Here is a 24,501-nt window from a genome sequence, read left to right as displayed (position 1 = left end):
GAAGGACACTGATTATTCCCACGGGAATAACTGACAATATTCATCGGCCTTATCCGATCAACGGTTCATCCAGCGAACGTGCGCCTTCATATAGGTAGAAAAGCAGCTCAATCAGGACTTTATGGAAAACAGACAAGGCAAAGGACTCTCGTTTGCCAGGCGCATCTACAGGCCCAGAATCATCGGCTCTGCCATGTGCAGCATCAGTGTAATAGCCGCCCTGTATCCGTTGGCGATGCCGGGGTGGGTCTGGGCAGCGCTGTTGGCCAATGGTTTTGTCTGGCCGCACCTCGCGTATCAACTGGCGACCCGCGCCAAAGTCCCCTATGACGCCGAGCGACGCAATCTGGTGTACGACGCGTTATTCAGCGGCTTTTGGGTCGCGACGTTGCAGTTCGCGCCGTTAACCACCGTGACCTTGCTGTCCATGGTGTCCATGAACAACGTCGCCGCCGGCGGCAGATACCTGCTGTTACGCGGAGCACTGGCGCAACTGCTCGGCGCCGGCGTCGCGATTTTGCTGTTTGGCCTGCACTTCAACCCTGGCATCAGCGTGGTCCAGGTCTACGCGTGCCTGCCGATGCTGACCTTCTACCCCATGGCCATCGGCATGATCTGCTATCAATTGGCGATCAAACTCTCGGACCACAAACGCGCCCTCCGTGCCTTGAGCCGCATCGACAGCCTCACGGGATTACTCAATCACGGGTCCTGGAAAGACTTGCTGCACCTCAAGTTCCACAAGTGCCAGCAACAACAAACCCACGGCACCATTGTGCTGATCGATATCGATCACTTCAAACAGATTAACGACACTCATGGCCATATCGCCGGCGACGCCGTGCTGCGCCAGTTGAGCTTGGAATTAAGGCGCCACTTGCGGGAAAACGACTTGGCTGGACGTTACGAGGGCGACGAGTTCTGTGTGATTCTTCCGCGAATGAACCAAGAAGAAGCCGCACAGGTTATGGAGCGCATGCGCGAAACCTTCAGCAACTACCGCGCCCCACACATCCCTGAGCTGCGCGTGAGCCTGAGCATTGGCTTGGCGGACTTTCAGCCCTCCTTCACCAGCGCCGCTATGTGGCTGAATGCGGCAGATCGAGCGCTATATGCAGCGAAAGATAACGGCCGCAACAGGGTGAATGTCAGCGACGAAAGAGTCGCCTATTCGGCCTGATACAGCCTCCAGCGCACCCGCGGAGATAGCACAGAGCCACCATCTGTCGCCTACCCAAAAAAGGTCCTGCCATTGGGGCGAACTTCTTGGCAATCTGATCACTCTGAATCCCTTGTTCCACCTCCCTCTGTCGGCAGCAGGAAGCCGACAATGAGCACGTCAACCGTAGGCCGAGCGCCGTACGGGGCAGGCGCCTATACATGGAAAACTCAGACGCTGCCTGCCCGAGCCGCCACCATGCTATTCAACACCCATAAAAAAACCATCAACGCCCTGCAAAACACAGTTTCCCACCAGGCCAGCATGCTGGATGCCATCGAGCGCTCCATGGCGGTGATCGAATTCGATCCGCAAGGCAATGTACTGCGGGCCAATGACAATTTCCTTAACACCATGGGCTATCGCGCAGAGCAAGTTGTGGGCAAGCCCCATCGAATGTTCTGCACACCGGCGTTCGCCCGCAGCACCGAGTATCACCAGTTGTGGTCGAACCTGCGCAATGGCCAATTTCAGTCCGGAACGTTCGAACGCCAGGCGAGCAATGGGGAATCGGTGTGGCTGGAAGCCAGCTACAACCCAGTCCGTGATGAGGCAGGGCACGTGATAAAGGTGGTTAAGTTCGCCTTGGACGTGACCCCGCGCCTGCAAGCCGAGAGCGAAGCCAGCGCCAAATTGGAGGCGATCGACCGGGCCATGGCGGTGATCGAGTTCAACCTCGACGGCACCATCATCACGGCCAACGCTAACTTCCTGCAGCGCATGGGCTATAGCCTCGCGCAAATCCAGGGCAAGCATCATCGCCTGTTCTGTTCTGCGGAGCTGGCCAACAGTTCGGCCTACACCGAGTTCTGGAAGCGCCTCAACCAAGGTGAGCTGTTCAGCGGCCAATTCGAACGCGTGGATAAGAACGGCCGGACGGTGTGGCTTGAAGCCAACTACAACCCGGTATATGACGCCAGCGGGCGCCTGTGCAAAGTGGTGAAATTTGCCTCGGACGTGACCGCCAAGGTGGAGCAACATGCTGCCGATGCGGCGAGCGCGTCTCAGGCGTATCACATTTCCCTGAACACCCAGGACATCGCGGAAAAAGGCGCCGAAGTGATTCAGCAAAGTGCCAACGGCATGCGCGAAATTGCCTCAGACATCGACGGTTCTTCGCAACTGATCGCCAAGCTGGGTGAGCGTTCGCAGCAGATCACCGCCATCGTCAACACCATTGGCGGCATCGCCAACCAGACCAACCTGTTGGCGCTCAACGCGGCCATCGAGGCGGCGCGCGCGGGTGAGCAAGGGCGTGGGTTTGCCGTGGTGGCCGATGAAGTTCGGCAACTGGCCGCACGCACAAGCCGTTCGACGGCGGAAATTTCCAGCATGATCGCAATGATCCAGAACGAAACGCGCCAAGCCATCGACAGTATGGACGGTACCCGCGACCGTGCAGCCCAGGGCGTGGACTTGGCCAACCGCGCCGGGACCGTGATCCTGCAAATACGCCAAGGCACTAACGAGGCATTACAGGCGGTGAGTGCGTTTGCCAATGACCGTGTCCGCCACTAAGTAGGATTTGGGTTATTCATGTGTAAGACAGGTCGCCAGGACTATAGTGAACCAACGTCTTAACCGTGATGACCCGAGCCCGCCATGACCTCAGAGAAGCCTGAAACCGCACCTATTGACCACCTGCGTTTCCACCGCCCCCACGCTCACCTGGCGCCGACTTTCGGTAACGATACCTTCGCGCTGAAGGCCGAAGCCTTCGCCCGTTTCTTCGGCACCCCGACCTTCCTAGGCGCGCAAACCGCGATTGTGGTGCTGTGGGTGGTTCTGAATGCGACCGGCATCACTCACTTCGACGTGTACCCGTTCATCCTGCTCAACCTGGCGTTCAGCCTGCAATCGGCCTATGCCGCGCCGCTGATCCTGTTGGCCCAGACTCGCCAGGCTGCGCGAGACAAGGCGCAGTCAGACGCCGACGCACAGCATCGCGAAGCCTTGGCCACTGCCAATACCGAACGCCAGGCCCAGGCCGCGCAGACCACCAAACAGCTGCTGGAATTGCTGGAGCAAAACACCCGACTGACGGAGATGACCAAGCAACTGACCGAGCATATCGAAAGCCTGACGTGCGAAATGCATGAGCACTTCGTACGAAAAACCTAACGATCCGGCAACCGTACATGCTGTCCCAACTCATCAAACAACGTGACCACCGAGCGCAATGCCCGGCAATCGGGACGTGTGAGCAACCACAGCGCCGTGTCATACCCTGCCAATGCAGGGCCCAGTGGTTGCAGACCCTCATCAAGCAGAAAGTCCGGCAACGCCGCCACACCCATTCCCGCCCGTACCAATTCGGTCACCGACAACATGCTGTTGCAGCGATAGCTGGGCCGAATTCCAGGCAAGTGTTCGCGGCGCCAGGCGACGGTGGGATGATCGGGCAGGCAGTCATCCGGCGCGATCCAGGTCAGGTCGGCCAGTTCACGGCCTGCATGACGGCGGGCATAGTCGGCGCTTGCGTAGACTTGGTACGACACGGTGCCGAGGCAACGTCCTACGAGATGCTCAGGCGGAGTCTTGGTCAGGCGTAGGGCGATATCTGCATCGCGGCGGCTGAGGTTGGCGAAATCATTGGAGGTGCTCAGTTCCAGGATCAGCGCAGGGTAGTCCGGCATGAACTGCGCCAATGCTGGCAGCAACAGACCTTGCAGCACCGAATCGGTACAGGTCAGGCGCACTGTGCCGCTGATCACCTCGCCCCCCTGCTCCACCCCGATGCGCGCCGCTTCGAGGGCCAGTTCGGCGCGTTCAGCCTGCTGCGCCAAGTTGTTGGCCAGGCTGGTGGGCAGGTAGCCGGCGCGGCTTTTTTCAAACAGTGTCTGGCCCAGTGCCGCCTCCAAGCGTCGTATCGCTCGAAACACCGTGGACACATCCACCCGCAACAACGCTGCCGCCCGCGCCAGGGAGCCACCGCGCACAAGTGCAAGGATCAGCGAAAGGTCAGGGTAGTCAATTGAATAGTGCGTCGGTGCATTGAGCATATGGGCAAACGCCAATATTGATTGCGTGAACGCCAATCTATAGTGCGCCTCAGCCCACAACAAGCCATGGAACGCACACGATGAAAACCACCCCCTTACGCCTCGCGCTAATTGGCGATTACAACCCGCACGTCACCGCGCACCAAGCCATTCCCGTGGCCCTGCAACGGGCGGCCGATACGCTGGGCATGACTGTTGATGTGCACTGGCTCGACACCGACACCCTGCCTGAATCCCTGCACGATTTCGACGGTTTCTGGTGTGTACCCGCCACCCCTTACCGGGATGCCGATGGCGCACTCCGGGCGATCCGCTTTGCCCGCGAGCAGCGCCGACCGTTGCTCGGCACCTGCGGTGGTTTTCAACATGCATTGCTGGAATATGCCCGTAACGCGCTGGGTTGGGCCGACGCCGAACACGGTGAAGTGGCTCCTGACGCAAAACGCGCCTTGATCACACCCTTGACCTGCGCGCTGGTGGAGGCGACCGACACCGTACGTTTAATGCCCTACACGCGCATCGCCGAGGCCTACGGCACCCTTGATCTTGAAGAAGGTTATCGTTGCCGTTACGGGGTGAACCCCGAATTCGCCAGCGCGTTGCTGGAGGGCGACCTGATCGCCACCGGCCACGACTGCGCAGGGGACCTGCGAGCAGTGGAATTGCTCGGCCATCCGTTCTTCGTCGCCACTCTGTTCCAGCCCGAACGCGCGGCGCTCAAGGGCATCGCGCCGCCCCTGGCGATCGCCCTGCTCAAGGCGTGCCAGGAGCAATCGGCATGATCGCCAAGACACCCACCCCGCCCTACTACGCAGTGATTTTCAGCTCACTGCGCACCGAGGGCGATCACGGCTACGGCGAGGCCGCCGCACACATGCTGGAACTGGCACGGCAGCAACCTGGTTTTCTGGGCGTGGAATCGGCGCGGGAAGATGGCCTGGGGATTACCGTGTCGTACTGGAGCAGCGAAGCGGCAATCCTGGCGTGGAAGCAGCAGGCCGAGCACCGGAACGTGCGTGAGCTGGGCCGCGCCACCTGGTACTCGGCATTTCAGACACGGGTGTGCAAGGTGGAGCGGGCCTACGGTTTTGAAGCGAACTAGCTCACAAGACTGCGCAACGCACTGATCTGTGGAATCTCAACCCGACGCATATACACGCGCAGCGGCTCAGTAATGTTGATGCGGTCATCGATGTTTTGGTCCAGCAGCAACTGAATGCGTTCACGCGATAGGGTCATGGTCTGCTCGGGGGCGGGCAGCCAGACAAATTCGGCGGTAGGAATGATCCCGTCATCGGCCACGTCCATGCCGAAGGAGTCTTCGCTGAAACGTACGATGTACTGGCCAGTCTTGCGATTAAGGCCCACAAATCCGTGGAGTTGGTCGGCGGCCTGGCAGATAAGCTCGGAAGTGATGCGCATGGTAAACCTCACTGAAAAGTCCCACAGGGACTGGAAAGATGGTTTACACGCGTGGCGGAAAGTACTGCCCTCTAGCGGGGCGGCTGCGGTCAAGAGTACTGCAATGCCTGGCAAAAAAACCGAGAAAATTGACCGGTGCGCACGTTAATGTCGGTTTGGTGATAGCGCCTTTCGCAATCAATTGTTAAAAAGGAGGCCTTCTAAAAGCTACCTCCACGAAAGGACTTCGCATATGCCTGTCACGTTTACCAAGAGCGCCCTGCTGCTGGCCCTGATGCTCGGCCTTGGCCAGGCGCAGGCTGCCGACCCGATCAGCCCGGCTGAATTGGCAACCAACGAAGGCATTCCCCACCCTGCCGTGATCGCTCACCGAGGCGCCTCCTACGACGCTCCGGAATCCACCGCCGCCGCCTACAAAGTTGCGCGCGACCTGGGTGCCGACTACCTGGAACTGGACCTGCAGCGCAGCAAGGACGGCGTGTTGTTCGCCCTGCACGACAACAACCTGCAGCGCACCACCGATGTGGCCACCAAGTTTCCCGAGCGCAAAGACGCGCCGGCCAACGAATTCACTTGGAAGGAACTGCAAAGCCTCGATGCCGGCAGTTGGTTCAACGCCGCCTACCCGGACCGCGCGCGTCCAGGCTTCGTCGGTCTGAAGATCCTGAGCCTGGACGACATCATCAAGATCGCTGAAGGCAATCCGCAGCACAAACCCGGCCTGTACATCGAGACCAAGGAGCCCAAGCAGTTCCCGGGCATCGAAGCCGACCTCAAAAACAAGCTGTTGGATAAAGGCTGGTTGAGCTCCGCCGGCTCCAAGCTGGGCAAGAGCAACACCGGCGTCGGCCAGGGCAAGGGCCGCGTAGTGCTGCAAACCTTCGAGACCGCCAGCCTCAAAGAGCTGCAGAAAGAAATGCCGAACACCCCGAAGATCCTGCTGTTGTGGGTGGGTGAAGGCAGCATCGAGCCGAAATCCAAGCAGACCTTCGCCGAATCCGGCGAGCCGACCAAGGCCGCCTACTACGCCAAGCAAGAACCGAAAGACGCCGCCGAGTTCGAAAAATGGGTCGACGAAGCCAAGAGCCTCGGCGCTATCGGCACCGGCCCATCCGCCGAGCTGACCGACCACGGCGACCAGAGCTATTCGGACCTGGTGAAGCCTGAAATGAACAAGCTGACCCACGACAAAGGTCTGCTGGTGCATGTCTACACCGTGGATGAGCCAGTGGATTTCGAGAAAGTGATGAAAGCCGGCGTCGACGGCATCTTCACCAACCGCGCCGCCGAGCTGCTGAAGTTCTACAAGCGCTGGCCGTCGTCCAGCGTGCAGGATTTGCTCAACGACTATAAGTACTGAGGCATAGTTGGTGTCAGTGCGCCATTAAGGATGAATTAAGTTGCGCCAGTTAATCTGGCGCCACTTAAACAGCTCACCAAAGAAGGACATACACCATGAAAACTTTGACCACTTTGTTCGCCGCAACTGCCCTGACGCTGACTGCCGGCCTGGCCCAAGCGGATGTTCGTCCGGATCATATTGAAGGCCTGGTCAAATCCGGCGCAGTGATGCCTTTTGACAAGCTCAACGCCGCGGCCGTAGCCACTCACCCTGGCGCGACAATTACCGACACCGAACTGGACAACAAACACGGTGTAGCCGATCAATATGTCTACGAAGTAGACCTGACCGACACCGCTGGCAAGAAGTTTGAAGTCAAGCTCGACGCCAAGACCGGTGCCGTGCTGGAAAACAAGCAAGACACCTGAGTTGAATCCTCAAAACCGCGCCACCTTCGGGTGGCGCGGTTTTTTTATGGGCGCTCGTCAGTAATGCCTGGAAAAAGCGCCGTCGCGATGAATCAAATTCCCCCGACTCAATTCAAGGTCGTTAGACTTCCCCGCATCAGCCAGGGCATTACGCCATCGCACAGCACACCGAGAACACGTCATGGAGCAAAAAGCCGTCGACATTGCCACCATTGGCCGAATCAGTGCCGTTCCCGCAATGCTCCAAGTGATCAGCGACATGACTGGCCTGCGCTTTGCCGCCGTTGCGCGGGTGACCGACGAAACCTGGACCGCCTGCGCCGTACTCGACCGCCTGGGATTCGGCCTCGGCGTCGGAGGCGAGTTGGACCTGACCACCACCATTTGCCACGAGATTCGCGGTTCCCATATCTCCGTGGTGATCGACAAGGCCAGCGAAGACCCGGTCTACCACGACCACCACACACCGCGCCTGTACCACTTCGAAAGCTACATTTCGGTGCCGGTATTCCGCACCGACGGGCGCTTCTTCGGCACGATCTGCGCCTTGGACCCCAATCCCGCCATGCTGCGCAGCAGCACGATCCGATCGACCATGGAATCGTTTGCGCGGGTGTTGTCATTGCAGATCGAAGCCGAAGAAGCCGCGCAGCAAACACAAGCGCAATTGCAGGAAGAACGCAGTACCGCCGAACTGCGTGAGCAATTTATCGCCGTGCTCGGCCATGACCTGCGCAACCCGTTGTTTGCAATTAACTTCGGTGCCGAACGACTGCTGCGTAAATACCCGGACCCCGCCACCGATACCCTCGTGCGGCACATTCTCACCAGCGGCCGACGCGCCGCGCAGTTAGTGGAAGACGTGCTGGATTTCGCCAGGGGCCGCATGGGCAGCGGCATCCCACTCAACATCGGCGACTGCCAAGGGTTACAGGCGGCGTTGCAGCATGTGGTATCGGAAGTGCAGAGCGTGCACCCGCAGCGCGAGATTCGTGCGGATATCGGTGATCTGCAAGGGGTCAGTGGCGACCGAGACCGCTTGGCGCAGTTGCTCTCTAATCTGGTGGCCAATGCCATTCACCATGGCAGCCATGACGGCCCGGTGGAGGTGCGCGCGCAGGTTGAGGACGACCATTTCCACCTGTCAGTGAAAAACGCCGGCCAGATAAGCGCGCAAGCCTTGCCCCGGCTCTTTGAGCCTTACTCACGCCCAGCGACGAACACGCCCCAGGCCGGCCTGGGCCTGGGGTTGTATATCGTCAAGCAGATTGCCGAAGCTCATGGCGGTGAACTCAAAGTGTCCACCACCGCGGAGCACGGCACGATGTTTAGCTTCAGCCTGCCAACCGGCTGATCAGGCGCCCAGGCGCGCCGTCACCTCATTCAACTCACCGGACAAACCGCGCAGATTGTGGCTCGCGGCTTCGGTGCGTTGCACGTTGTCGAGGTTGGCCGTGGCCACGGTGGTGATCTGGGTGATATTGCGCGAGATGTCCTCGGCGACCGACGTCTGCTCCTCAGCCGCGGTGGCGATCTGGCGGTTCATGTCGCGGATCGCTTCCACCGCCTGAGTGATGTGGTCGAGCATGGCGCCGGCCTGGCTGACTTTTTCCACGCTGTCATCACTGCACGACTGGCCGCTGACGATCGCCTCGGCCGCATCGATCGCGCCGGTCTGCACCGCCTGAATAATCTGGTTGATCTCGATGATCGACGCGGCCGTGCGTTGCGCCAGGCTGCGGACTTCATCGGCGACGACTGCAAAACCACGCCCCGCCTCGCCCGCCCGCGCCGCCTCGATAGCGGCGTTGAGCGCCAGCAGGTTGGTTTGCTCGGCGATGCCGCGAATCACTTCCAACACTTTGCCGATGCGTACGCTGTCAGCTTCCAGGCGTCGGATGATGGTGCCGGTGTTGAGGATTTCCGTGCGCATCTGGCCGATGGTAGCGATGGTGACCTTCATCACTTCACCGCCTTCGCGGGCCGAGTGATCTGCCTCGTCGGCCGCGCGCGAGGCACTGGCAGCGTGGCGTGCGACTTCCTGGGCGGTGGCCGACATTTCGGTCATGGCCGTGGCCACTTGGTCGGTACGGTTGAATTGTTCTTGGGTGCCGGTAGCCATCAGGCCGGCAATCGAGTTCAACTCGCCGCTGGCGCTGACCAAGTCGGTGGCGCTGCGCTGCAAGCGGCTGAAGGTTTCAGCGAGGAAGTCGCGCAGCGTATTCGCGGCGGCGGCCAGGTGGCCCAGTTCATCCTGGCGACGGCTGGCCACGCGCTCGGCAAAGCGGCCGTGGCTGAGTTGCGTGACGTAGTCGATCAAGCCACGAATCGGCAGGATCAGGTTGCGGTTGATCAGCCACAGGCTGAACAGGCCGATCAGCACACCAGACAGCAACATAATCGCCAGCCCCACCAGCACGGTGCGCTCGGCGTAGGCACTGATGGCCTGAGATTGCTGGCTGCCTTGGGCACGCAGGTCGCTGACCAGAGCGCTCATCTGCTCACTGGCGGCGCGGTCTACGCCTTTGACTGCCGTATCGCCGACGGTTGCATCACCACCCGCCGCCATATAGGCATCACGTCCCTTCTGATAGGCAACGCCCAGTTGCTGGTGCTCCAGGCGCAGGGTTTCGATGCGTCGGCTCAACGGCGCGTCGCTGCTGGTCTGGGTGACCAGGCGAGCGAGGATACTTTGCACATCGCGCTGGCGGTCCTGGAACTGGCCCCAATATTTCTCCATATCCTGAGGCTGCTTGCCGCGCAGCAGCACGTTTTTCCATTCCTGCACCTGCACCTTGAACTGCAGGTTGGCTTCGTCGATCAATTGCGAAGTGAGCAACGGCCCGTCAATCAAACTGCGATAACTCTGCACCCCGTTGGAGAGGAAGTTGAAACAGGCCAGGGCGATCAACAATATCGCCAGCAAGCTGCCACCGAGCAGCGACAGGATTTGTGCTCTCAAGGAGGTTCGCAAAACATTCATCGGGGAAAGCCTCGATACAGGTAAGTGGCGTGTGCACGCCTTGACCTCCCTGTCGACAAAGACACCGCACATCCCTAACGGTTGTTAATGAGCTGAATCGGCCGGAATAGAGCCTTCTTGAAGGGATTCGGACAAATGGTCAATAAAATGTCACGAATGCGAAATAAACCAACGACTGTCATAAAACTGTCAAATAACCCTGTAATTATTCGCCACGCGACCTGTGAAATGTCCTACAGGCCTTTTCTCTGCGAGCCTCCATGAATCACAGCATCGATCACAGCCATCAGGACTCCGATCTGTTTGGCTTGCTTTACGGTTTTCGTTTTCGCCCAGGTGTTAAGGGGGAGCAGATTGACTCGGCTACCGCCCTGGCGGCATTGAAGCAACCGCAGGACCCGGAGGAGTTCTTGTGGCTGCACCTGAACCTTGCCCACGCCGCCTGCGAGCGCTGGATGCAGGCGCACCTGGAACTGCCTGAAGAGTTTTTCGAGGCCCTTCACGAGGGCTCGCGCTCCACCCGCATCGAACACGTCGACTCGGCCTTGCTGGCGGTGGTCAACGACGTGGTGTTCAACTTCAGCAGCATGGTCTCGTCGGATATTTCCACGCTGTGGGTATGCGCTCGCAGCCGCCTGTTGATCAGCGCGCGGCTGCAACCGTTGCACTCGGTGGACAAGTTGCGCTCGTCGGTAAAGGCCGGAGAACACTTTCGCTCGCCACTGGAACTGTTGGTGCATTTGCTGCGCGACCAGGGCGAAGTGCTGACGCAGATCGTGCGCAAGACCAGCATCAGCGTCGACCATATCGAAGACCAATTACTGTCCTCGCGCCTGTCCACCAACCGCGCCGAACTGGGTGCCGCGCGCCGGGTGCTGGTGCGCCTGCAACGCTTGCTGGCGTTGGAGCCGGGCTCGTTGCTGCGCCTGCTCAACCGACCGCCGCAATGGCTGCAAAAGGAAGACGTGAAGGAGTTGCGCAAATCCACCGAAGAGTTTGCGCTGATCATCAACGACCTGACGGCTCTGGGCGAACGCATCAAACTGTTGCAGGAAGAGATCGCCGCCAACCTCAACGAGCAAAGCAGCCGCACACTGTTCACCCTTACGGTGGTGACGGTGCTGGCACTGCCGATCAACATCATCGCCGGTTTTTTTGGCATGAACGTCGGCGGCGTGCCGCTTTCACAAGACCCGGAAGGCTTCTGGATTTTGGTGGCGCTGGTCGCGACCTTTACCTTGATTGCCGGGCGTTGGGCGTTTCGCAGATTTTCAAATTGAAATGAGATCCGCTGTGGGAGGGGGCTTGCTCCCGATGAGAGTGTGTCAGCCAACACCTCTGCCAGCCCTGCCGCCGCTATCGAAGCCTCGCTGAAGCTCGACATCTCCCACAGGGATCGGTGGTGCCTATGAGTTTCGCGGCTGTGTGCGCTGCAAGACAGACTAATGGCGTGCCTGATTGACCAAACACTGACCTGCGGCAGCACCGTTGTAACATTCTGCAATGACTATGAACGACATCCTTCATCACCTGGATGCTCCGGCATGGCCACCCCTTCCCTGACTGCCTCCACGCACTCATCTTCCGTCGATTCAAAACCGCGCCTGGACAAGAAACCTGGCCTGGTGACCGTGATCATTTTCTTCGCCGTCCTCGCCATGGGACTGTTGTTCACCGCCTACAGCCTGATGCATGACATGCACGAACTGGGCACGGTGGTCACCACCTGGACGCCGTTCCTGCTGCTGGGCGTCGCGTTGTTGATCGCTCTGGGCTTCGAGTTCGTCAACGGTTTCCACGACACCGCCAACGCCGTCGCGACGGTGATCTACACCAACTCGCTGCCACCGCATTTCGCGGTGGTGTGGTCGGGCTTTTTCAACTTCCTCGGCGTGCTGCTCTCCAGCGGCGCGGTGGCGTTTGGCATCATCGCCCTGCTGCCGGTGGAGCTGATTTTGCAGGTGGGCTCATCGGCCGGTTTCGCGATGATCTTCGCCCTGCTGATCGCTGCGATCCTGTGGAACCTCGGCACCTGGTGGCTGGGTTTACCGGCCTCGTCCTCCCATACGCTGATCGGCTCGATCATCGGCGTCGGCGTGGCGAATGCCTTGATGCACGGACGTGACGGTACCAGCGGGGTAGATTGGGCCCAGGCGACCAAGATTGGTTATGCGTTGCTACTGTCCCCCTTGATCGGCTTTGCGTTTGCAGCCTTGTTGCTGCTGGCCATGCGCGCCTTTGTGAAGAACCGATCGCTGTACAAGGCGCCCAAAGGCAACACTCCGCCGCCGTGGTGGATTCGTGGCATGTTGATCGCCACCTGCACCGGCGTGTCGTTCGCCCACGGCTCCAACGATGGGCAGAAAGGCATGGGCCTGATCATGCTGATTCTGGTCGGCACATTGCCCATGGCCTATGCGTTGAACCGCACCATGCCCGCCGAGCAGTCTTTGCAGTTCGCGGCGGTGGCCGAAGTGACCCAGGCCGCCCTGATGAAAACCACGGCGCAGGCATTGCCCGGCGACCCTCGCCCCGTCCTGTCGACCTACGTGCGCACCAAGCAAGCCACACCGGACCTGGTGCCGGCCCTCGCCGCGCTCACCGGGCATATCGGCGAAGAAGTCAAAGGCTACGGCTCCCTGGCCAAAGTCCCCGCCGAGGCGGTCGGCAACGTGCGTAACGACATGTACCTGACCAGCGAAACCATTCGCCTGATGGACAAGGGCAAGGTCGGCAATTTCGACGCCGACACCCAAGACAAACTGCAGCTGTTCAAGCAACAGATCGACAACGCCACGCGCTTTATTCCGCTTTGGGTGAAGATCGCGGTGGCCATTGCGCTTGGCCTGGGCACCATGGTCGGCTGGAAGCGCATCGTGGTCACGGTGGGCGAGAAAATCGGCAAGACCCACATGACCTACGCCCAAGGTGGGGCGGCGGAAACAGTGGCGATGCTGACCATCGGGGCCGCAGATATGTATGGGTTGCCGGTGTCGACAACCCATGTGCTGTCATCCGGTGTGGCGGGGACCATGGTGGCCAATGGTGCTGGGTTGCAGATGCGGACGATCCGCAATTTGCTGATGGCGTGGGTGCTGACGTTGCCGGCGGCGATTCTTCTGTCTGGCAGCCTCTACTGGCTGTTCACCCAACTTTTCTGACACAACATAGATTGAAACTGTGGGAGGGGGTTTGCCCCCTCCCACAGTTGGATGTGTGTTGTGTCAGTTGTTGAAAAGTCCCGTCATGGCCTTGAGCCGCTTCTTGTACACCCGCCGCGCCTCAAGGGCCTCCTCCAGCGTCACCGCCACAAAACCCGCGCGCTGGTTGGGCTGCATTTGCCCGATCAAATCCAGATCGGCACTGATCACCGTGCCGATCATCGCGTAACCTCCGCCCGACACTGCATCTCGATGCAACACAATCGGCTCCAGCCCCGCCGGTACCTGGATCGAACCGATGGGGTAGCAACTGTCGACAATATTCGACGGATCCGAGCCCGCGCCAAACGGCTGTTCCCGTGGTTCAAAGCTCAACGCGCTACCGCCCTTGAAGCGATAGCCGATGCGGTCCGCTTCGGAACCCACGGTCCACGGTTCGGCAAAAAAACTGCTTTTGGCGGCATCGGTCAGGCGCTCGTAATACAGGCCAGGCACCACACGCAGGGTGATATCGCCCCCTACCGACCGGCGCAAGGCCATGGGCAAACTGTTGCCCGCCCGCCCCTGCCCGCAGAGCTCACCGATGTGCAATTCATCACCCTCCTGCAAGCGCCGACCTTTAAACCCACCAAGCGCGCCCAGGGTGTAAGTGGAGCGACTGCCGAGCACCACGGGCACATCAATGCCGCCGGCCACCGCCAGGTAAGTCCGTGCGCCGGCCTTGGGGAATTCGAAACGCAGCACCTGCCCGGCACGCACCTGGAACGCGGTGTCCTGATGCACCACTTCACCGTCAAGGCGCGGCGACATGAGCGCGCCGCTGAGTGCCACCAACGCATCCTGTTGGAATTCCAATTCAGGCCCGATCAAGGTGCATTCCAGGCCCGCCGCACCGACCGGATTGCCCACCAGATGGTTGGCCGCGCTCAGCGCGTATTGGTCCAGCGCCCCCGACGGCGGAATGCCCAAGTGGTAATAACCTTCGCGGCCAAGGTCCTGCACAGAGGTGGCGAGGCCGGGTTTGAGGACTTTGATCATGCCAGCGCCTCCTGCAGGGTTTTCGGATAGCCCACCGGGTCGGCCAGAAAGGCGTCGAGGGAAAATTCCACCGGGCGGATGCGCAGGTCGAAACGTCCTGCGTCCACCTCGGCGACGGCCAGGTCGTAGGCATCACGTTCTATGGGTTTGAACTGCACGATGTCACCGGGGCGAAAGAACACCATGTGCTCCTTGAGGTAGACCAACTGCTGCGCCGGGTCGTAGATCGGCGCCGGGGTCACGCCGAACATTTGGTAACCGCCAGCGCCGCGCACCGAGTAGATACACCCAAAGCAGCCACCATGGCCGAGGGTGAGTTTGGGCGTGTCGGTGCGCGGGCGCAGGTATTTGGGCACCTGCAACTGCCGCTCACGCTCGACCATTTGGAACATGAACGGCAGACCCGCGACAAACCCGACCATCGACACAAACCACGGCGCGCCGCTGTGAGCGGCGATAAACGCGTCCACATCCGCCAGACCATTGATGCGCGCGGCGTACTCCAGGTCGGTGCCGCTGGGGTCTTGATGGCGATCGCGAAAACGCATCAGGGTTTCATGGGTCCAGGGGTCGTTGTACAGCACCGGGATTTCGATGATGCGCGTGCGCAAGGTGCGTTCGGCCACGGCCTGGGCTTCGGCGCTTTGCACGGCGTCGAGCAACACATGGGGCGCGATGCGGTCGGGGTCGAAGCGGATCTGGAACGAGGCATTGGCCAGGCACACATCCAGCACGCCTTCCAGCGCCAGGCGCTCCACCACTCGAGTCACCGCCATGCCCTTGAAAAAGGCCTCCAACGACATGCTGTCGCTGACCTCGGCAAACAGGTGTTCGTCACCGCCGAAGCTGTAGCGGATGGGGGTCGTTTCAGCCATGTCGCTTCCTCTTGGAATGGTTATGGAAAGGCAGGCAAAAAAGTAAGGGGTCGATCTTATTAGGGTGTTTTGACCGTGATACCCGCCTGGTCCAAGGCTTCGCGGGTGGCTTCCACCAGTTCCAGGGCGCCGGGAGTGTCGCTGTGCAGGCAGATGGAATCGAATTCGATAAACAGGTCTTCGCCTTCTACGGTGCGCACCAACCCCGTCTGACAAGCCCGCAGGACACGTGCCGCCACCGTTGCAGGATCAAGCGCGCGAACAGTGCGAGTAAACACGATGGAGCCCGTCAGATCGTACTCACGATCGGCATAAAATTCCCGGACCACCGGTTGCCCCAACTCCTTGGCCACCCGCCAGATCACCGAGTTGGGCATGCAGTACAGCAACAGCGTCGGTTCGATGAGTTGCAGGTTTTGCACCAGCAGCCGGGCCGCTTCTTCGTCACGGGCCAAGTGCATGTAGAGCGCGCCGTGAGGCTTGATATGTTGCAGCGTCATGCCTTGGGCGCGGGCGATTTCCCGCAGGGCACCGAGTTGGTAGAGCATATCGTCCACCAGTTCCTGGGCCGGTGCGTTGATATGCCGACGGCCAAAGCCGACCAGATCACGAAAGCCGGGATGGGCGCCGATGGCCACGCCCAGTTGCTTGGCGCGTTCTACGGTGCGGCGCATGGTGCCGGGGTCGCCGGCGTGGAAGCCGGTGGCGATATTGGCCGAGCTGATGTAGGCCATCAGCTCCGCGTCGACGCCATCACCGATGGTCCAGGGGCCGAAACCTTCGCCCATGTCCGAATTGAAATCCACTGCCTGCATCGGGGTCGCTCCGCCAGAAATGATGTTGGAAAAGTAGGCTGCGCCTTGACCCCTTGGGAAGATCTATTATCAGATGCCCTATCTTCTGAAAAACAGATATCGCTCATGTCGCTGACCTTGCGCCAAATCCGCTACTTCGTCGCCACCGCTGAGATCGGCCAGATTTCTCAGGCAGCGATCCACCTGAACATCTCGCAGTCGGCGGTGACCACGGCGATCAAGGAGTTGGAGGCGATGCTCGGCGTGCAACTGTTTGTGCGCTCGGCCCAAGGCATGAACTTGACCGATGCCGGGCGGCACTTTCTCAACCGAGCCTATGTGATTGTGCGCAGCGTGGACGATGCGCTGAACAGTCCATTGCCCGACTACCGCGCCAGCGGCGTCCTGCGGGTAGCGGCCAGTTACACTGTGCTTGGTTACTTCCTGCCCCATCACTTGCAGCGCATGGAGCATTGGCATCCGGACGTGACCATCGAGGTCTTCGAGCAGGAACGCCAGGCGATCGAACAAGGTCTGCTCGACGGCCAGTTCGACATGGCCGTGGTGCTCACCGCCAACCTGACTCACCCGGCGATCGTTTCCGAGATTCTGTTCAACTCGGAACGTCGCCTGTGGCTGCCCAGCCATCACCCATTGTGCGAGCGCGGCGCCGTGAGCCTGGCGGATGTCGCGCAGGAGCCCTACATCCTGCTGACCGTCGATGAAGCCGAACACAGCGCCATGCGCTATTGGGAACAGGCCGGGCAAACGCCTAAGGTGCGACTGCGCACCAGTTCGGTGGAGGCAGTACGCAGCATGGTCGCCAATGGCAGCGGCGTGGCGATTCTGTCGGACTTGGTGCACCGCCCGTGGTCACTGGAAGGCAAGCGCATCGAAACCCTGACCGTCACCGACCCGGTCACGCCCATGAGCGTCGGACTGGCCTGGCACCGCGAGCGGGCATTTACCCCGGCGATGCAGGCGTTCCGGGATTACTTTCACGACGCGTTCCTGGCGCCGCAGCAACTGTCGGCGCGCCGTTAAAGATGGGCTTGCAGGGTGGCCGCCAGCCAGTCCATGAACACGCGCACCCGCAACGGCAAATGCCGCTGGCCCGCGTAGAGCAAGGACACATCCAGCGGCGGCGCCGGGTAGTCCGGGAGCAGGGCCACCAACTCGCCACTGGCGAGCAAGTCACGAATACCCAAGGCCGGCACCTGAGTAATGCCAAAACCGCCCAGGCACGCCACGCGATACGCATCCGTGCTGTTGACCGTCACCCGCCCGGCCATGGGGATGCGCTGCACCTTGTTGCCTTGCTGATACTCGAAACCGGCCGAGCGTGAACCCAACGGCCGCACGTAATGCACCAATTGATGCTGCGCCAGATCGGCCAAGGTCGCGGGCACGCCGTAACGTTGCACGTAACCCGCGCTCGCGCAGTTGATCATCGGCATGCGGCACAGCACGCGTGCGACCACGCTGTGGTCCGGCTGGGCGCCGACGCGCAGTACGCAGTCGAAGCCTTCGGCGAGCAGGTCGACCTGGCGGTCGGTGCAACTGATCTCCAACTCGATCAACGGGTGCGCGTCCATGAACTGCGACAAGCGCGGCAGGATCAGTTCCCGCGCCATCACGTTAGGCATGTCGACGCGGATGCGCCCGCTCAGTTGCGCTTCGTCCTGGCGAAACAGCCCTTCGAGTTCCTCCATATGCGCGAGCAGGTCCTTGCTGCGCTCGTACAACACGCGCCCGTCCTGGGTCGCCTGCACTTTGCGTGTGGTGCGCTGCAACAGACGCGCGCCGAGCAGTTCTTCCAGCGCCTGCACATGCTCGGACACCGTGGAACGCGGCAGCCCCAGACTCTCGCCCGCCTGGGTAAAACTCGACAGTTCGGTGACCCGCACGAAGGTGCGCAGCAACTCAAGTTTGTTCATGGGATTGTTCGCCTTATCCGGCCAGTGATTCCGGTGTGGCCCTGTTTATCACGTTAGCAGCGGACAAATACACTCAGTCCCACGTTCACATCTGAAGAGGACTGCACCATGACCCGCAAAATCGCATTGATCACCGGCGCCAGCCGTGGTTTGGGTAAAAACGCTGCGTTGCACCTGGCGGCGCAAGGCGTAGACATCATCGGCACCTATCACAGCAAGGCCGACGAGGCGCAGGCATTGGTGGCCGAGATCGAACAATTGGGTGGCCGCGCCGCCATGCTGCAATTGGATGTGAGCCAAAGCGCAACATTCGAAGGTTTTGTCGGCGACGTGGCCGGCGTGCTCAAGGATGTTTTCGCACAGGATCACATCGACTTTCTGATCAACAACGCCGGGATCGGCATTCACGCCAGTTTTGCCGAGACCACCGAAGCCCAGTTCGACCAACTGGTGGCGATCCAATTCAAGGGTCCGTTTTTCCTGACGCAGAAGCTGTTGCCGTTGATCCGCGACGGCGGCCGCATCCTCAACGTCTCCAGCGGCCTGGCGCGTTTCAGCCTGCCGGGCTATGCCGCCTACGCGGCGATGAAAGGCGCCATGGAAGTGCTGACCCGCTACCAGGCCAAAGAGCTGGGTGGGCGCGGGATCAGCGTCAACATCCTGGCCCCTGGCGCGATCGAAACTGACTTCGGCGGCGGCGCTGTACGCGACAACGCCAACCTCAATGCCATGGTCGCGAGCAACACCGCCCTGGGCCGCGCCGGCTTACCGGACGATATCGGTGGAGCGATTGCCAGCCTGCTGGCCGACGGCAGCCACTGGATCACCGGCCAGCGCATCGAGGCGTCGGGCGGAATGTTTCTGTAGGAGCTTGTCGCGCAGTACGTCATAGCCCCAGTGATACACATAGGTGTACGGCAGGAAGAACAGCAATACACCTATGTCGAGGATAAATGCCTGCATCAGGCTGATATTCAGCCACGCCGCAATCAGCGGTACGCACACCAAAATCAAGCCACCTTCAAACATGAGCGCGTGCAACACACGGGTCCAGCCATTGTTGGCCAGTTGCAGGCGTGCCTTGAGTCGGTCGAACAGGCCGTTGAAGATCACGTTCCAGGTCAGCGCCATCAGGCTGATCGCCAGGGTGACCATGCCCATTTCCAGGGCGGGTTTGTCCATGATCCACGCCAACAAAGGGGTGCAGATCAACAACGCCAGGGCTTCGAAACCAACAGCCTGGCAAACGCGTTCAGTGATGGATTTGGTAGGGTTCATGACCCGTCTCCGAGAGTGACGACGGTTGCCATCATTACCCTTTGAATCGATACTTCATAACCAATAACCATCGATCAAGGCGATAGTCATGGCCTCTAATGAAGTGCTGCAGGCGTTTGTGCAGGCGGCCACACAAGGCTCGTTTTCGGCGGCGGCGCGCAAACTGGGCAAGAGCCAGTCCACCGTCAGCGCGGCGGTAGCCAGCCTGGAGATTGACTTGGATGTTGTGCTGTTTGATCGCAGCAGCCGCAAGCCGACGCTCACGCCCGCCGGCCTGGTGTTGCTGCAACGCGCCGAGCAAGTCCTGGAAGCCAGCAGTCGCCTGTCGCTGGCCGCGAGTCAGTTGGCCATGGGATTGGAGCCGAAAGTCACGATTGCCATGTCCGATACCTATCAATCTGAGCGCTTCGAACTCGCGCTCAAGGCCTTCGAGCAGCGTTACCCGGACCTTGAACTGGAATGGCTGATCGCCGAGTGCGAAGACTTGATCGCGCTGGTGCAGAGCGGTCGTGCGCAGATCGCATTTGTCGAAGCCCAGGCGCATTACCCACCCGACCTCAGCCGCGCGCCCGTGGCTGAACGCACGGAAATCGCGCTGTTCGTCGCGCCCGAGCATCCGTTGGCCACGCTGCCGAACATCGACGTGCAGTGCTTACAGCAACACCGCGAACTTCGGCTGGCGAGCATCATCAACCCGAATGAAACCCGCCCCAGCGGCCGCGTTTGGTCGGCGCCGAGTTTTCTGATGCTGATGGAAATGGCCCAGCTCGGTTTCGGTTGGGCCGAGCTGCCGCGTTGGCTGGTGGAACGCTTTGGCAACACTGGGCTGGTGGAACTCCCAGTGCGCGGTTGGCCGCGACTGGTAGCGGTGGATGCGCTGTGGTCGCGGCAGTATCCACCGGGACCGGCGGGCAGCTGGATGCTGGCGCAGATGCTGGATGAGTGATCAGGCTCAGAGTATGTGGTGAATTGGCGCGCCTCGCTCAGGGCCAGCCCGCTTATCACTAAGCACTGTGTCGCCCTCAAACCCGCTAGACTGCGCGCTTCCTTGCAGCCGTTCGGACGTTCCGATGCAAACCCGCCTTGTCGCCTACGAAGCGCTCACTGCTGTGCAACGACAGCAAGCCAGCGCCATCGAAGTTCATCCCGAACAACTGCCGTTTTGCGGCGATATGTATTGCGCGCTCAATTCGCTGCTGGCCAAACCGAGCCCAGGCGTCAAAGGGTTCGCCCTGCTGGCCGATGACATTCCGGTGGCCTTCCTCTTGCTCAAACGCCCGCCTTGCCTGCCCCATTGGGCCGATGCACACAGCGCCACGCTGCATGCGTTCCAGGTGGATCGGCACCAGCAAGGGCGAGGGTTCGGCAAGGCGTGTTTGCAGGCATTGCCGGCGGCAGCGCGCCAGGAATGGCCACAAATCGAGGCACTGGAACTGTCGGTGGACAGCGCCAATGTGGCGGCGATGGGGTTATATCTGCAAGCGGGCTGGTTGGATATCGGCGAGGCGTACAAGGCGCGGGTGGGGTATGAACGCAGGTTGAGTCTGATGTTGGGTGGAGCGTCTTTGACACACCTTACCTAGCGAAAGTGATACGGCAGTCGGCGCAGGCTTTAGCCCCCGTTGCCTACTGTCAGATCTCACAGCTATACGCACGCACCTCGATGCCTTTTACTGTAACGCCAAGGTTGTCGCTCACGGAATATGACGAGCAGGAGTGGAAACGTTTTACGTCCAGTGCGGAGACATTCCATGAAGACTTCATCGAGCAGTACTGCAGTAAACACCGCAGGAAGCGCGGATCTTTCGTTTGGTAACGCAACCCCCAAGAACGGCACTGTGATCTACAGAAATACGGTGGGGATTTCCCGCGCCCTCAGTAATGGCTCGACCCTTACAGCGGGCCTGTTTACTTACCAGAACAATCACTTCATCGGTCTCACCAAACACACACCGACCGGAGAGGAGGATATCAACTTCGGGTTCTGGCTCACGCCGGCTGAAGACCGCGACGTCCTTGTCGACATGCTGATTCAGCCGGATAACAAACCCCTGCTGCTAGCGGCAAATACTGACGGTGAAGCGGCGTTTGTCACACGATTCCGGGTCGATAACGGCGACGTAGATAAGTCGTTTGGCACTAACGGTCAAGTTGTGCTGAATCAAGCGATCAATCTCGGTGAAACCAGCAAGGCCGGTCTTGCGGTGCAGGGTGATGGCAACATCATCGTTGTATTCAATGACGGCACCAAAAGTTTCGTTTACCAGCTCGACGAAAGTGGCCGATTTATCAACTTCGGAAACAACGGGCCACTTGAAGTCCATGGTGTTCTCCTGAGTGCGGTCTTGACGACAGCGCAGGGTTTTGTACTGGCGGGTACCAGCAATGGCAAAGCCCACCTCAGCGGGTATACGAACAAAGGGGAACTGAACACAGGATTTGGCAACAACGGACTTGTCCATTTGCCGCTTTCGGGCAATCACGACGAACAGGTTACTGTGCTGGCGAGCGGCCCAGAGGGGCGCATTGCCGTTGTCGGCGGCATTGCGGTGGTCGGCGACAGCCACAAACTCCCACATCAAATGAACTTCGTTGCCAGCCTGCTTGCCAACGGTCAACTGGACACGTCGTTCAACGCAGGACAGCCGTTGGAAACCGAAACCAACCATGGCAACTATGCCAGTGTAACGGTCCAGAACGATGGGAAGATTGTCGCGTTGGCGCGTAATGACAGCGGAAATCTGGTCAAGCTGCTCAGACACACCGTGACCGGCCAATTGGACGCCGACTTTGGCGATCAAGGCGTCGCAATAGCCTGGAACGACACGCAATCAAGGCCGCAGCCTTCCTATATCGACAAACTCGAGCGCGTTTTGGAGGAAGAGCGCCTGCAAAGCAGTGGCACGCTCGGCGGCAACGCGTCCTTCATCGGGCGGCTGCTCAGCCGTTGACACACGCGACTGAGCTGCCCCGGCAGCTCAGTCATGCGCCATCAGGTATTGGCTACGACAGGCAACCAGATCTCCACCGTCCCCGTGCCTTTCCTCACGTCAAAATCAGCGCTGTAGCGTTCAAAATCCGGCCCTGCCACTTTGTAGCCCGAATGTGGCAACCACTCGAACATGATGCGCTCGTACGTCTGTTCCAAAGCCTGCACCGGTCCGTAATGGGGGAAAACCGCATAGTTGAGCGGTGGAATTTCAATGGCTTCGAAGTTGCTCGGGACGTCGCTTTTGCTCGGGACTTCCACCCCCGCCATGTAATCGAATTCGCCGTGATTGGGGTTATGGCAAACGCCATAGGTCACACCGCCGATGCGCTTCTTGATGTCCTTGATGCAGGTGTCGAACAACTCCCACAACTTGGGAATATCGCCCACCGTCGCCTTGGAATAACGCCCTTGTACCCCAGCAATCACCAAGGCCTTGCCTGCTTCCATGCGTGGCTCTAACGGTTGTTTTGTCTGCTGATCCATACGAACAGTCTCCTTCTTATGAGGGAACAAACCCGCATCGAGTATAGGGGTATATCCGTGCCGTACTCCATGCAGAAAATTTTCCTACGCATATGGACAACTGGCCATCATCGACCGTATTGTCTGCTCCGCAGGCCACCGCAGTGGCCGACGTCGCTCGGACGGTTCCGGGCGCTTACGTACTCTCGAGGCAACAATGGCCGACCAAGGTTCGCCGCGCCGCTTTGCGCGCATAGATCGACTCCCCCCTTACGTTTTCAATATCACTGCCGAGCTGAAGATGGCTGCGCGTCGGCGCGGCGAAGACATCATCGACTTGAGCATGGGTAACCCCGACGGTGCCACGCCTCCCCATATCGTGGAGAAAATGGTTACCGTCGCCCAGCGTGAAGACACCCACGGTTACTCCACCTCCAAAGGCATTCCACGTCTGCGCCGGGCGATTTCGCGCTGGTACAAAGACCGCTACGAGGTGGACATCGACCCCGAGACGGAAGCCATCGTCACCATCGGTTCCAAGGAAGGCCTGGCGCATTTGATGCTGGCCACCCTGGACCAGGGCGACACGGTGCTGGTGCCCAACCCGAGCTACCCGATTCATATCTACGGTGCCGTGATTGCCGGCGCCCAGGTGCGTTCGGTGCCGCTGATTCCGGGCGTGGACTTCTTCGCCGAGCTGGAACGGGCGATTCGTGGGTCGATCCCGAAGCCGAAGATGATGATCCTCGGCTTCCCGTCCAACCCGACTGCGCAGTGCGTGGAGCTGGATTTCTTCGAACGGGTGATCGCCCTTGCCAAGCAGTACGACGTGCTGGTGGTGCATGACCTGGCCTACGCCGACATCGTCTACGACGGCTGGAAAGCCCCGTCGATCATGCAGGTGCCGGGGGCGAAGGACATTGCGGTGGAGTTTTTCACCCTGTCCAAGAGCTACAACATGGCCGGCTGGCGCATCGGTTTCATGGTGGGCAACCCGGAACTGGTCAACGCCCTGGCACGGATCAAGAGTTACCACGATTACGGTACCTTCACCCCGCTGCAAGTCGCCGCGATTGCTGCGTTGGAAGGCGATCAGCAGTGCGTGAAGGACATCGCCGAGCAGTACCGCCAGCGCCGCAATGTGCTGGTCAAGGGCCTGCATGAGTTGGGCTGGATGGTGGAGAATCCCAAGGCATCGATGTATGTCTGGGCGAAGATTCCCGAGGCGTATGCCGCCATGGGTTCGCTGGAATTTGCCAAGAAGCTGCTGCTGGAAGCCAAGGTCTGCGTGTCGCCGGGGATTGGATTTGGCGAGTATGGGGATGATCATGTGCGCTTTGCGCTGATCGAAAACCAGGACCGGATTCGCCAGGCGGTGCGCGGGATTCGCGGGATGTTCCGGGCGGATGGGCTGGTCGCTAAAGCCTGACCCGATCCACCTGAACAAATGTGGTCAACATGTGGGAGGGGGCTTGCCCCCGATAGCGGAGGTTCAATCACTGCATCTGGTGACTGACCCACCGCCATCGGGGGCAAGCCCCCTCCCACATTTACATTGGGTTTTCACC

Annotated in this window: 25 protein-coding genes and 1 pseudogene; 17 read left to right on the top strand and 9 right to left on the bottom strand. The window is 60.1% G+C overall.

Features of this window, described 5'->3' with window-relative positions:
• Window positions 1-121 precede the first annotated feature (121 nt).
• From ACVWXD_RS02150 to ACVWXD_RS02135, 4 genes and pseudogenes are all read left to right on the top strand, one after another.
• Window positions 122-1,180, top strand: coding sequence for a diguanylate cyclase (locus ACVWXD_RS02150; protein ID WP_457370629.1), 1,059 nt, complete (start codon window positions 122-124; stop codon window positions 1,178-1,180).
• Between the two features lie 150 nt (window positions 1,181-1,330).
• Window positions 1,331-2,137 (top strand): annotated as a pseudogene (locus ACVWXD_RS02145) (PAS domain-containing protein); the annotation flags it as partial.
• 18 nt (window positions 2,138-2,155) lie between these two features.
• Window positions 2,156-2,737 carry a methyl-accepting chemotaxis protein gene (locus tag ACVWXD_RS02140; RefSeq protein WP_457371573.1) on the top strand — a complete coding sequence of 194 codons (582 nt, stop codon included), beginning with the start codon at window positions 2,156-2,158 and terminating at the stop codon, window positions 2,735-2,737.
• Window positions 2,738-2,821: 84 nt separating this feature from the next.
• Entirely contained in the window at window positions 2,822-3,340 is a 519-nt protein-coding gene (locus ACVWXD_RS02135; protein WP_457370628.1) for a DUF1003 domain-containing protein, read from the top strand.
• Here the strand turns inward: ACVWXD_RS02135 and ACVWXD_RS02130 are convergent.
• The gene (locus ACVWXD_RS02130) at window positions 3,337-4,221 is read right to left on the bottom strand and encodes a LysR family transcriptional regulator (RefSeq protein ID WP_457371572.1); all 885 of its coding nucleotides are present in this window, start codon (window positions 4,219-4,221) and stop codon (window positions 3,337-3,339) included. The two genes, ACVWXD_RS02135 and ACVWXD_RS02130, sit on opposite strands and share 4 nt — an antisense overlap.
• Window positions 4,222-4,301: 80 nt before the next feature.
• Here ACVWXD_RS02130 and ACVWXD_RS02125 point away from each other — a divergent pair, with 80 nt between their 5' ends.
• Both ACVWXD_RS02125 and ACVWXD_RS02120 read left to right on the top strand, forming a co-directional pair.
• Complete coding sequence (locus ACVWXD_RS02125; protein WP_457370627.1) at window positions 4,302-5,003, top strand: CTP synthase C-terminal region-related (seleno)protein; 702 nt, start codon at window positions 4,302-4,304, stop codon at window positions 5,001-5,003.
• Window positions 5,000-5,323 (top strand): antibiotic biosynthesis monooxygenase family protein, encoded by a 324-nt coding sequence (locus tag ACVWXD_RS02120; RefSeq protein WP_179179962.1) that lies wholly within the window; start codon window positions 5,000-5,002, stop codon window positions 5,321-5,323. Before ACVWXD_RS02125 ends, ACVWXD_RS02120 begins: the two co-directional genes overlap by 4 nt.
• Here the strand turns inward: ACVWXD_RS02120 and ACVWXD_RS02115 are convergent.
• A complete protein-coding gene (locus ACVWXD_RS02115) occupies window positions 5,320-5,643 on the bottom strand; it encodes a DUF2025 family protein (RefSeq protein WP_032891062.1) in 324 nt (107 codons plus the stop codon). The genes ACVWXD_RS02120 and ACVWXD_RS02115 overlap by 4 nt on opposite strands.
• A gap of 232 nt (window positions 5,644-5,875) precedes the next feature.
• On the opposite strand from ACVWXD_RS02115, the gene ACVWXD_RS02110 reads away from it, so the two are divergent.
• From ACVWXD_RS02110 to ACVWXD_RS02100, 3 genes are all read left to right on the top strand, one after another.
• Window positions 5,876-7,003 carry a glycerophosphodiester phosphodiesterase family protein gene (locus ACVWXD_RS02110; protein WP_032891060.1) on the top strand — a complete coding sequence of 376 codons (1,128 nt, stop codon included), beginning with the start codon at window positions 5,876-5,878 and terminating at the stop codon, window positions 7,001-7,003.
• A 95-nt stretch (window positions 7,004-7,098) separates the two neighbouring features.
• Window positions 7,099-7,413, top strand: coding sequence for a PepSY domain-containing protein (locus ACVWXD_RS02105; protein ID WP_122753094.1), 315 nt, complete (start codon window positions 7,099-7,101; stop codon window positions 7,411-7,413).
• 181 nt (window positions 7,414-7,594) lie between these two features.
• Window positions 7,595-8,767 (top strand): GAF domain-containing sensor histidine kinase, encoded by a 1,173-nt coding sequence (locus ACVWXD_RS02100; RefSeq protein ID WP_099602799.1) that lies wholly within the window; start codon window positions 7,595-7,597, stop codon window positions 8,765-8,767.
• On the opposite strand, the gene ACVWXD_RS02095 is transcribed toward ACVWXD_RS02100, so the two are convergent.
• Window positions 8,768-10,396: a methyl-accepting chemotaxis protein gene (locus tag ACVWXD_RS02095; RefSeq protein ID WP_032891055.1), complete on the bottom strand. Its 1,629-nt coding sequence runs from the start codon at window positions 10,394-10,396 to the stop codon at window positions 8,768-8,770.
• A gap of 260 nt (window positions 10,397-10,656) precedes the next feature.
• On the opposite strand from ACVWXD_RS02095, the gene ACVWXD_RS02090 reads away from it, so the two are divergent.
• Both ACVWXD_RS02090 and ACVWXD_RS02085 read left to right on the top strand, forming a co-directional pair.
• On the top strand, window positions 10,657-11,676 hold the full coding sequence (locus ACVWXD_RS02090) for a transporter (RefSeq protein ID WP_032891053.1): 1,020 nt from the start codon (window positions 10,657-10,659) through the stop codon (window positions 11,674-11,676).
• Window positions 11,677-11,940: 264 nt separating this feature from the next.
• Window positions 11,941-13,557, top strand: coding sequence for an inorganic phosphate transporter (locus ACVWXD_RS02085; RefSeq protein ID WP_032891052.1), 1,617 nt, complete (start codon window positions 11,941-11,943; stop codon window positions 13,555-13,557).
• A gap of 63 nt (window positions 13,558-13,620) precedes the next feature.
• Here the strand turns inward: ACVWXD_RS02085 and ACVWXD_RS02080 are convergent, their stop codons facing one another.
• From ACVWXD_RS02080 to ACVWXD_RS02070, 3 genes are read right to left on the bottom strand one after another with little or no spacing between them, the layout of a single operon-like run.
• Window positions 13,621-14,595, bottom strand: coding sequence for a 5-oxoprolinase subunit C family protein (locus ACVWXD_RS02080; protein WP_260367622.1), 975 nt, complete (start codon window positions 14,593-14,595; stop codon window positions 13,621-13,623).
• Entirely contained in the window at window positions 14,592-15,470 is an 879-nt protein-coding gene (locus tag ACVWXD_RS02075) for a 5-oxoprolinase subunit B family protein (RefSeq protein ID WP_260367620.1), read from the bottom strand. The genes ACVWXD_RS02080 and ACVWXD_RS02075 overlap by 4 nt, the downstream gene beginning before the upstream one ends.
• A 59-nt stretch (window positions 15,471-15,529) precedes the next feature.
• On the bottom strand, window positions 15,530-16,285 hold the full coding sequence (locus ACVWXD_RS02070; RefSeq protein WP_122756156.1) for a 5-oxoprolinase subunit PxpA: 756 nt from the start codon (window positions 16,283-16,285) through the stop codon (window positions 15,530-15,532).
• A 105-nt stretch (window positions 16,286-16,390) separates the two neighbouring features.
• Here ACVWXD_RS02070 and ACVWXD_RS02065 point away from each other — a divergent pair, with 105 nt between their 5' ends.
• Window positions 16,391-17,308 (top strand): LysR family transcriptional regulator, encoded by a 918-nt coding sequence (locus ACVWXD_RS02065; protein WP_032891044.1) that lies wholly within the window; start codon window positions 16,391-16,393, stop codon window positions 17,306-17,308.
• Here ACVWXD_RS02065 and ACVWXD_RS02060 read toward each other — a convergent pair.
• Window positions 17,305-18,201: a LysR family transcriptional regulator gene (locus ACVWXD_RS02060; RefSeq protein ID WP_032891043.1), complete on the bottom strand. Its 897-nt coding sequence runs from the start codon at window positions 18,199-18,201 to the stop codon at window positions 17,305-17,307. The two genes, ACVWXD_RS02065 and ACVWXD_RS02060, sit on opposite strands and share 4 nt — an antisense overlap.
• A 108-nt stretch (window positions 18,202-18,309) precedes the next feature.
• On the opposite strand from ACVWXD_RS02060, the gene ACVWXD_RS02055 reads away from it, so the two are divergent.
• Window positions 18,310-19,068, top strand: a complete 759-nt coding sequence (locus tag ACVWXD_RS02055; RefSeq protein ID WP_032891041.1) for an SDR family NAD(P)-dependent oxidoreductase — start codon at window positions 18,310-18,312, stop codon at window positions 19,066-19,068.
• On the opposite strand, the gene ACVWXD_RS02050 is transcribed toward ACVWXD_RS02055, so the two are convergent.
• A complete protein-coding gene (locus tag ACVWXD_RS02050) occupies window positions 18,967-19,479 on the bottom strand; it encodes a multidrug/biocide efflux PACE transporter (protein WP_032891040.1) in 513 nt (170 codons plus the stop codon). The two genes, ACVWXD_RS02055 and ACVWXD_RS02050, sit on opposite strands and share 102 nt — an antisense overlap.
• A gap of 88 nt (window positions 19,480-19,567) precedes the next feature.
• On the opposite strand from ACVWXD_RS02050, the gene ACVWXD_RS02045 reads away from it, so the two are divergent.
• The 3 genes from ACVWXD_RS02045 (at window position 19,568) to ACVWXD_RS02035 (ending at window position 22,430) form a co-directional block, all read left to right on the top strand.
• Entirely contained in the window at window positions 19,568-20,425 is an 858-nt protein-coding gene (locus ACVWXD_RS02045; RefSeq protein WP_122763772.1) for a LysR family transcriptional regulator, read from the top strand.
• Window positions 20,426-20,549: 124 nt separating this feature from the next.
• Window positions 20,550-21,062, top strand: coding sequence for a GNAT family N-acetyltransferase (locus tag ACVWXD_RS02040; protein ID WP_457370626.1), 513 nt, complete (start codon window positions 20,550-20,552; stop codon window positions 21,060-21,062).
• 168 nt (window positions 21,063-21,230) lie between these two features.
• On the top strand, window positions 21,231-22,430 hold the full coding sequence (locus ACVWXD_RS02035) for a hypothetical protein (RefSeq protein ID WP_457370625.1): 1,200 nt from the start codon (window positions 21,231-21,233) through the stop codon (window positions 22,428-22,430).
• A 41-nt stretch (window positions 22,431-22,471) separates the two neighbouring features.
• Here the strand turns inward: ACVWXD_RS02035 and ACVWXD_RS02030 are convergent, their stop codons facing one another.
• On the bottom strand, window positions 22,472-22,954 hold the full coding sequence (locus ACVWXD_RS02030) for a GyrI-like domain-containing protein (protein WP_122756152.1): 483 nt from the start codon (window positions 22,952-22,954) through the stop codon (window positions 22,472-22,474).
• Window positions 22,955-23,150: 196 nt separating this feature from the next.
• Between ACVWXD_RS02030 and alaC the strand changes: the two genes are divergently transcribed.
• Window positions 23,151-24,362 carry an alanine transaminase gene (gene alaC / locus ACVWXD_RS02025; RefSeq protein ID WP_032891031.1) on the top strand — a complete coding sequence of 404 codons (1,212 nt, stop codon included), beginning with the start codon at window positions 23,151-23,153 and terminating at the stop codon, window positions 24,360-24,362.
• Window positions 24,363-24,501 lie beyond the last annotated feature (139 nt).

Source organism: Pseudomonas sp. TE3911, from assembly GCF_054062775.1.
This window is presented reverse-complemented; position numbering and strand designations above follow the sequence as displayed.

Excerpts from the sequence above, each read along its gene's own strand:
- ACVWXD_RS02120 (WP_179179962.1), top strand. The coding sequence starts at position 5,000 with ATGATCGCCAAGACACCCACCCCGCCCTACTACGCAGTGATTTTCAGC.
- ACVWXD_RS02075 (WP_260367620.1), bottom strand. The coding sequence starts at position 15,470 with ATGGCTGAAACGACCCCCATCCGCTACAGCTTCGGCGGTGACGAACAC.
- ACVWXD_RS02050 (WP_032891040.1), bottom strand. The coding sequence starts at position 19,479 with ATGAACCCTACCAAATCCATCACTGAACGCGTTTGCCAGGCTGTTGGT.
- alaC (WP_032891031.1), top strand. The coding sequence starts at position 23,151 with ATGGCCGACCAAGGTTCGCCGCGCCGCTTTGCGCGCATAGATCGACTC.
- ACVWXD_RS02090 (WP_032891053.1), top strand. The coding sequence starts at position 10,657 with ATGAATCACAGCATCGATCACAGCCATCAGGACTCCGATCTGTTTGGC.
- ACVWXD_RS02030 (WP_122756152.1), bottom strand. The coding sequence starts at position 22,954 with ATGGATCAGCAGACAAAACAACCGTTAGAGCCACGCATGGAAGCAGGC.
- ACVWXD_RS02110 (WP_032891060.1), top strand. The coding sequence starts at position 5,876 with ATGCCTGTCACGTTTACCAAGAGCGCCCTGCTGCTGGCCCTGATGCTC.
- ACVWXD_RS02070 (WP_122756156.1), bottom strand. The coding sequence starts at position 16,285 with ATGCAGGCAGTGGATTTCAATTCGGACATGGGCGAAGGTTTCGGCCCC.
- ACVWXD_RS02045 (WP_122763772.1), top strand. The coding sequence starts at position 19,568 with ATGGCCTCTAATGAAGTGCTGCAGGCGTTTGTGCAGGCGGCCACACAA.
- ACVWXD_RS02130 (WP_457371572.1), bottom strand. The coding sequence starts at position 4,221 with ATGCTCAATGCACCGACGCACTATTCAATTGACTACCCTGACCTTTCG.
- ACVWXD_RS02125 (WP_457370627.1), top strand. The coding sequence starts at position 4,302 with ATGAAAACCACCCCCTTACGCCTCGCGCTAATTGGCGATTACAACCCG.
- ACVWXD_RS02150 (WP_457370629.1), top strand. The coding sequence starts at position 122 with ATGGAAAACAGACAAGGCAAAGGACTCTCGTTTGCCAGGCGCATCTAC.
- ACVWXD_RS02040 (WP_457370626.1), top strand. The coding sequence starts at position 20,550 with ATGCAAACCCGCCTTGTCGCCTACGAAGCGCTCACTGCTGTGCAACGA.
- ACVWXD_RS02035 (WP_457370625.1), top strand. The coding sequence starts at position 21,231 with ATGAAGACTTCATCGAGCAGTACTGCAGTAAACACCGCAGGAAGCGCG.
- ACVWXD_RS02085 (WP_032891052.1), top strand. The coding sequence starts at position 11,941 with ATGGCCACCCCTTCCCTGACTGCCTCCACGCACTCATCTTCCGTCGAT.
- ACVWXD_RS02095 (WP_032891055.1), bottom strand. The coding sequence starts at position 10,396 with ATGAATGTTTTGCGAACCTCCTTGAGAGCACAAATCCTGTCGCTGCTC.
- ACVWXD_RS02115 (WP_032891062.1), bottom strand. The coding sequence starts at position 5,643 with ATGCGCATCACTTCCGAGCTTATCTGCCAGGCCGCCGACCAACTCCAC.
- ACVWXD_RS02055 (WP_032891041.1), top strand. The coding sequence starts at position 18,310 with ATGACCCGCAAAATCGCATTGATCACCGGCGCCAGCCGTGGTTTGGGT.
- ACVWXD_RS02060 (WP_032891043.1), bottom strand. The coding sequence starts at position 18,201 with ATGAACAAACTTGAGTTGCTGCGCACCTTCGTGCGGGTCACCGAACTG.
- ACVWXD_RS02080 (WP_260367622.1), bottom strand. The coding sequence starts at position 14,595 with ATGATCAAAGTCCTCAAACCCGGCCTCGCCACCTCTGTGCAGGACCTT.
- ACVWXD_RS02135 (WP_457370628.1), top strand. The coding sequence starts at position 2,822 with ATGACCTCAGAGAAGCCTGAAACCGCACCTATTGACCACCTGCGTTTC.
- ACVWXD_RS02100 (WP_099602799.1), top strand. The coding sequence starts at position 7,595 with ATGGAGCAAAAAGCCGTCGACATTGCCACCATTGGCCGAATCAGTGCC.
- ACVWXD_RS02105 (WP_122753094.1), top strand. The coding sequence starts at position 7,099 with ATGAAAACTTTGACCACTTTGTTCGCCGCAACTGCCCTGACGCTGACT.
- ACVWXD_RS02065 (WP_032891044.1), top strand. The coding sequence starts at position 16,391 with ATGTCGCTGACCTTGCGCCAAATCCGCTACTTCGTCGCCACCGCTGAG.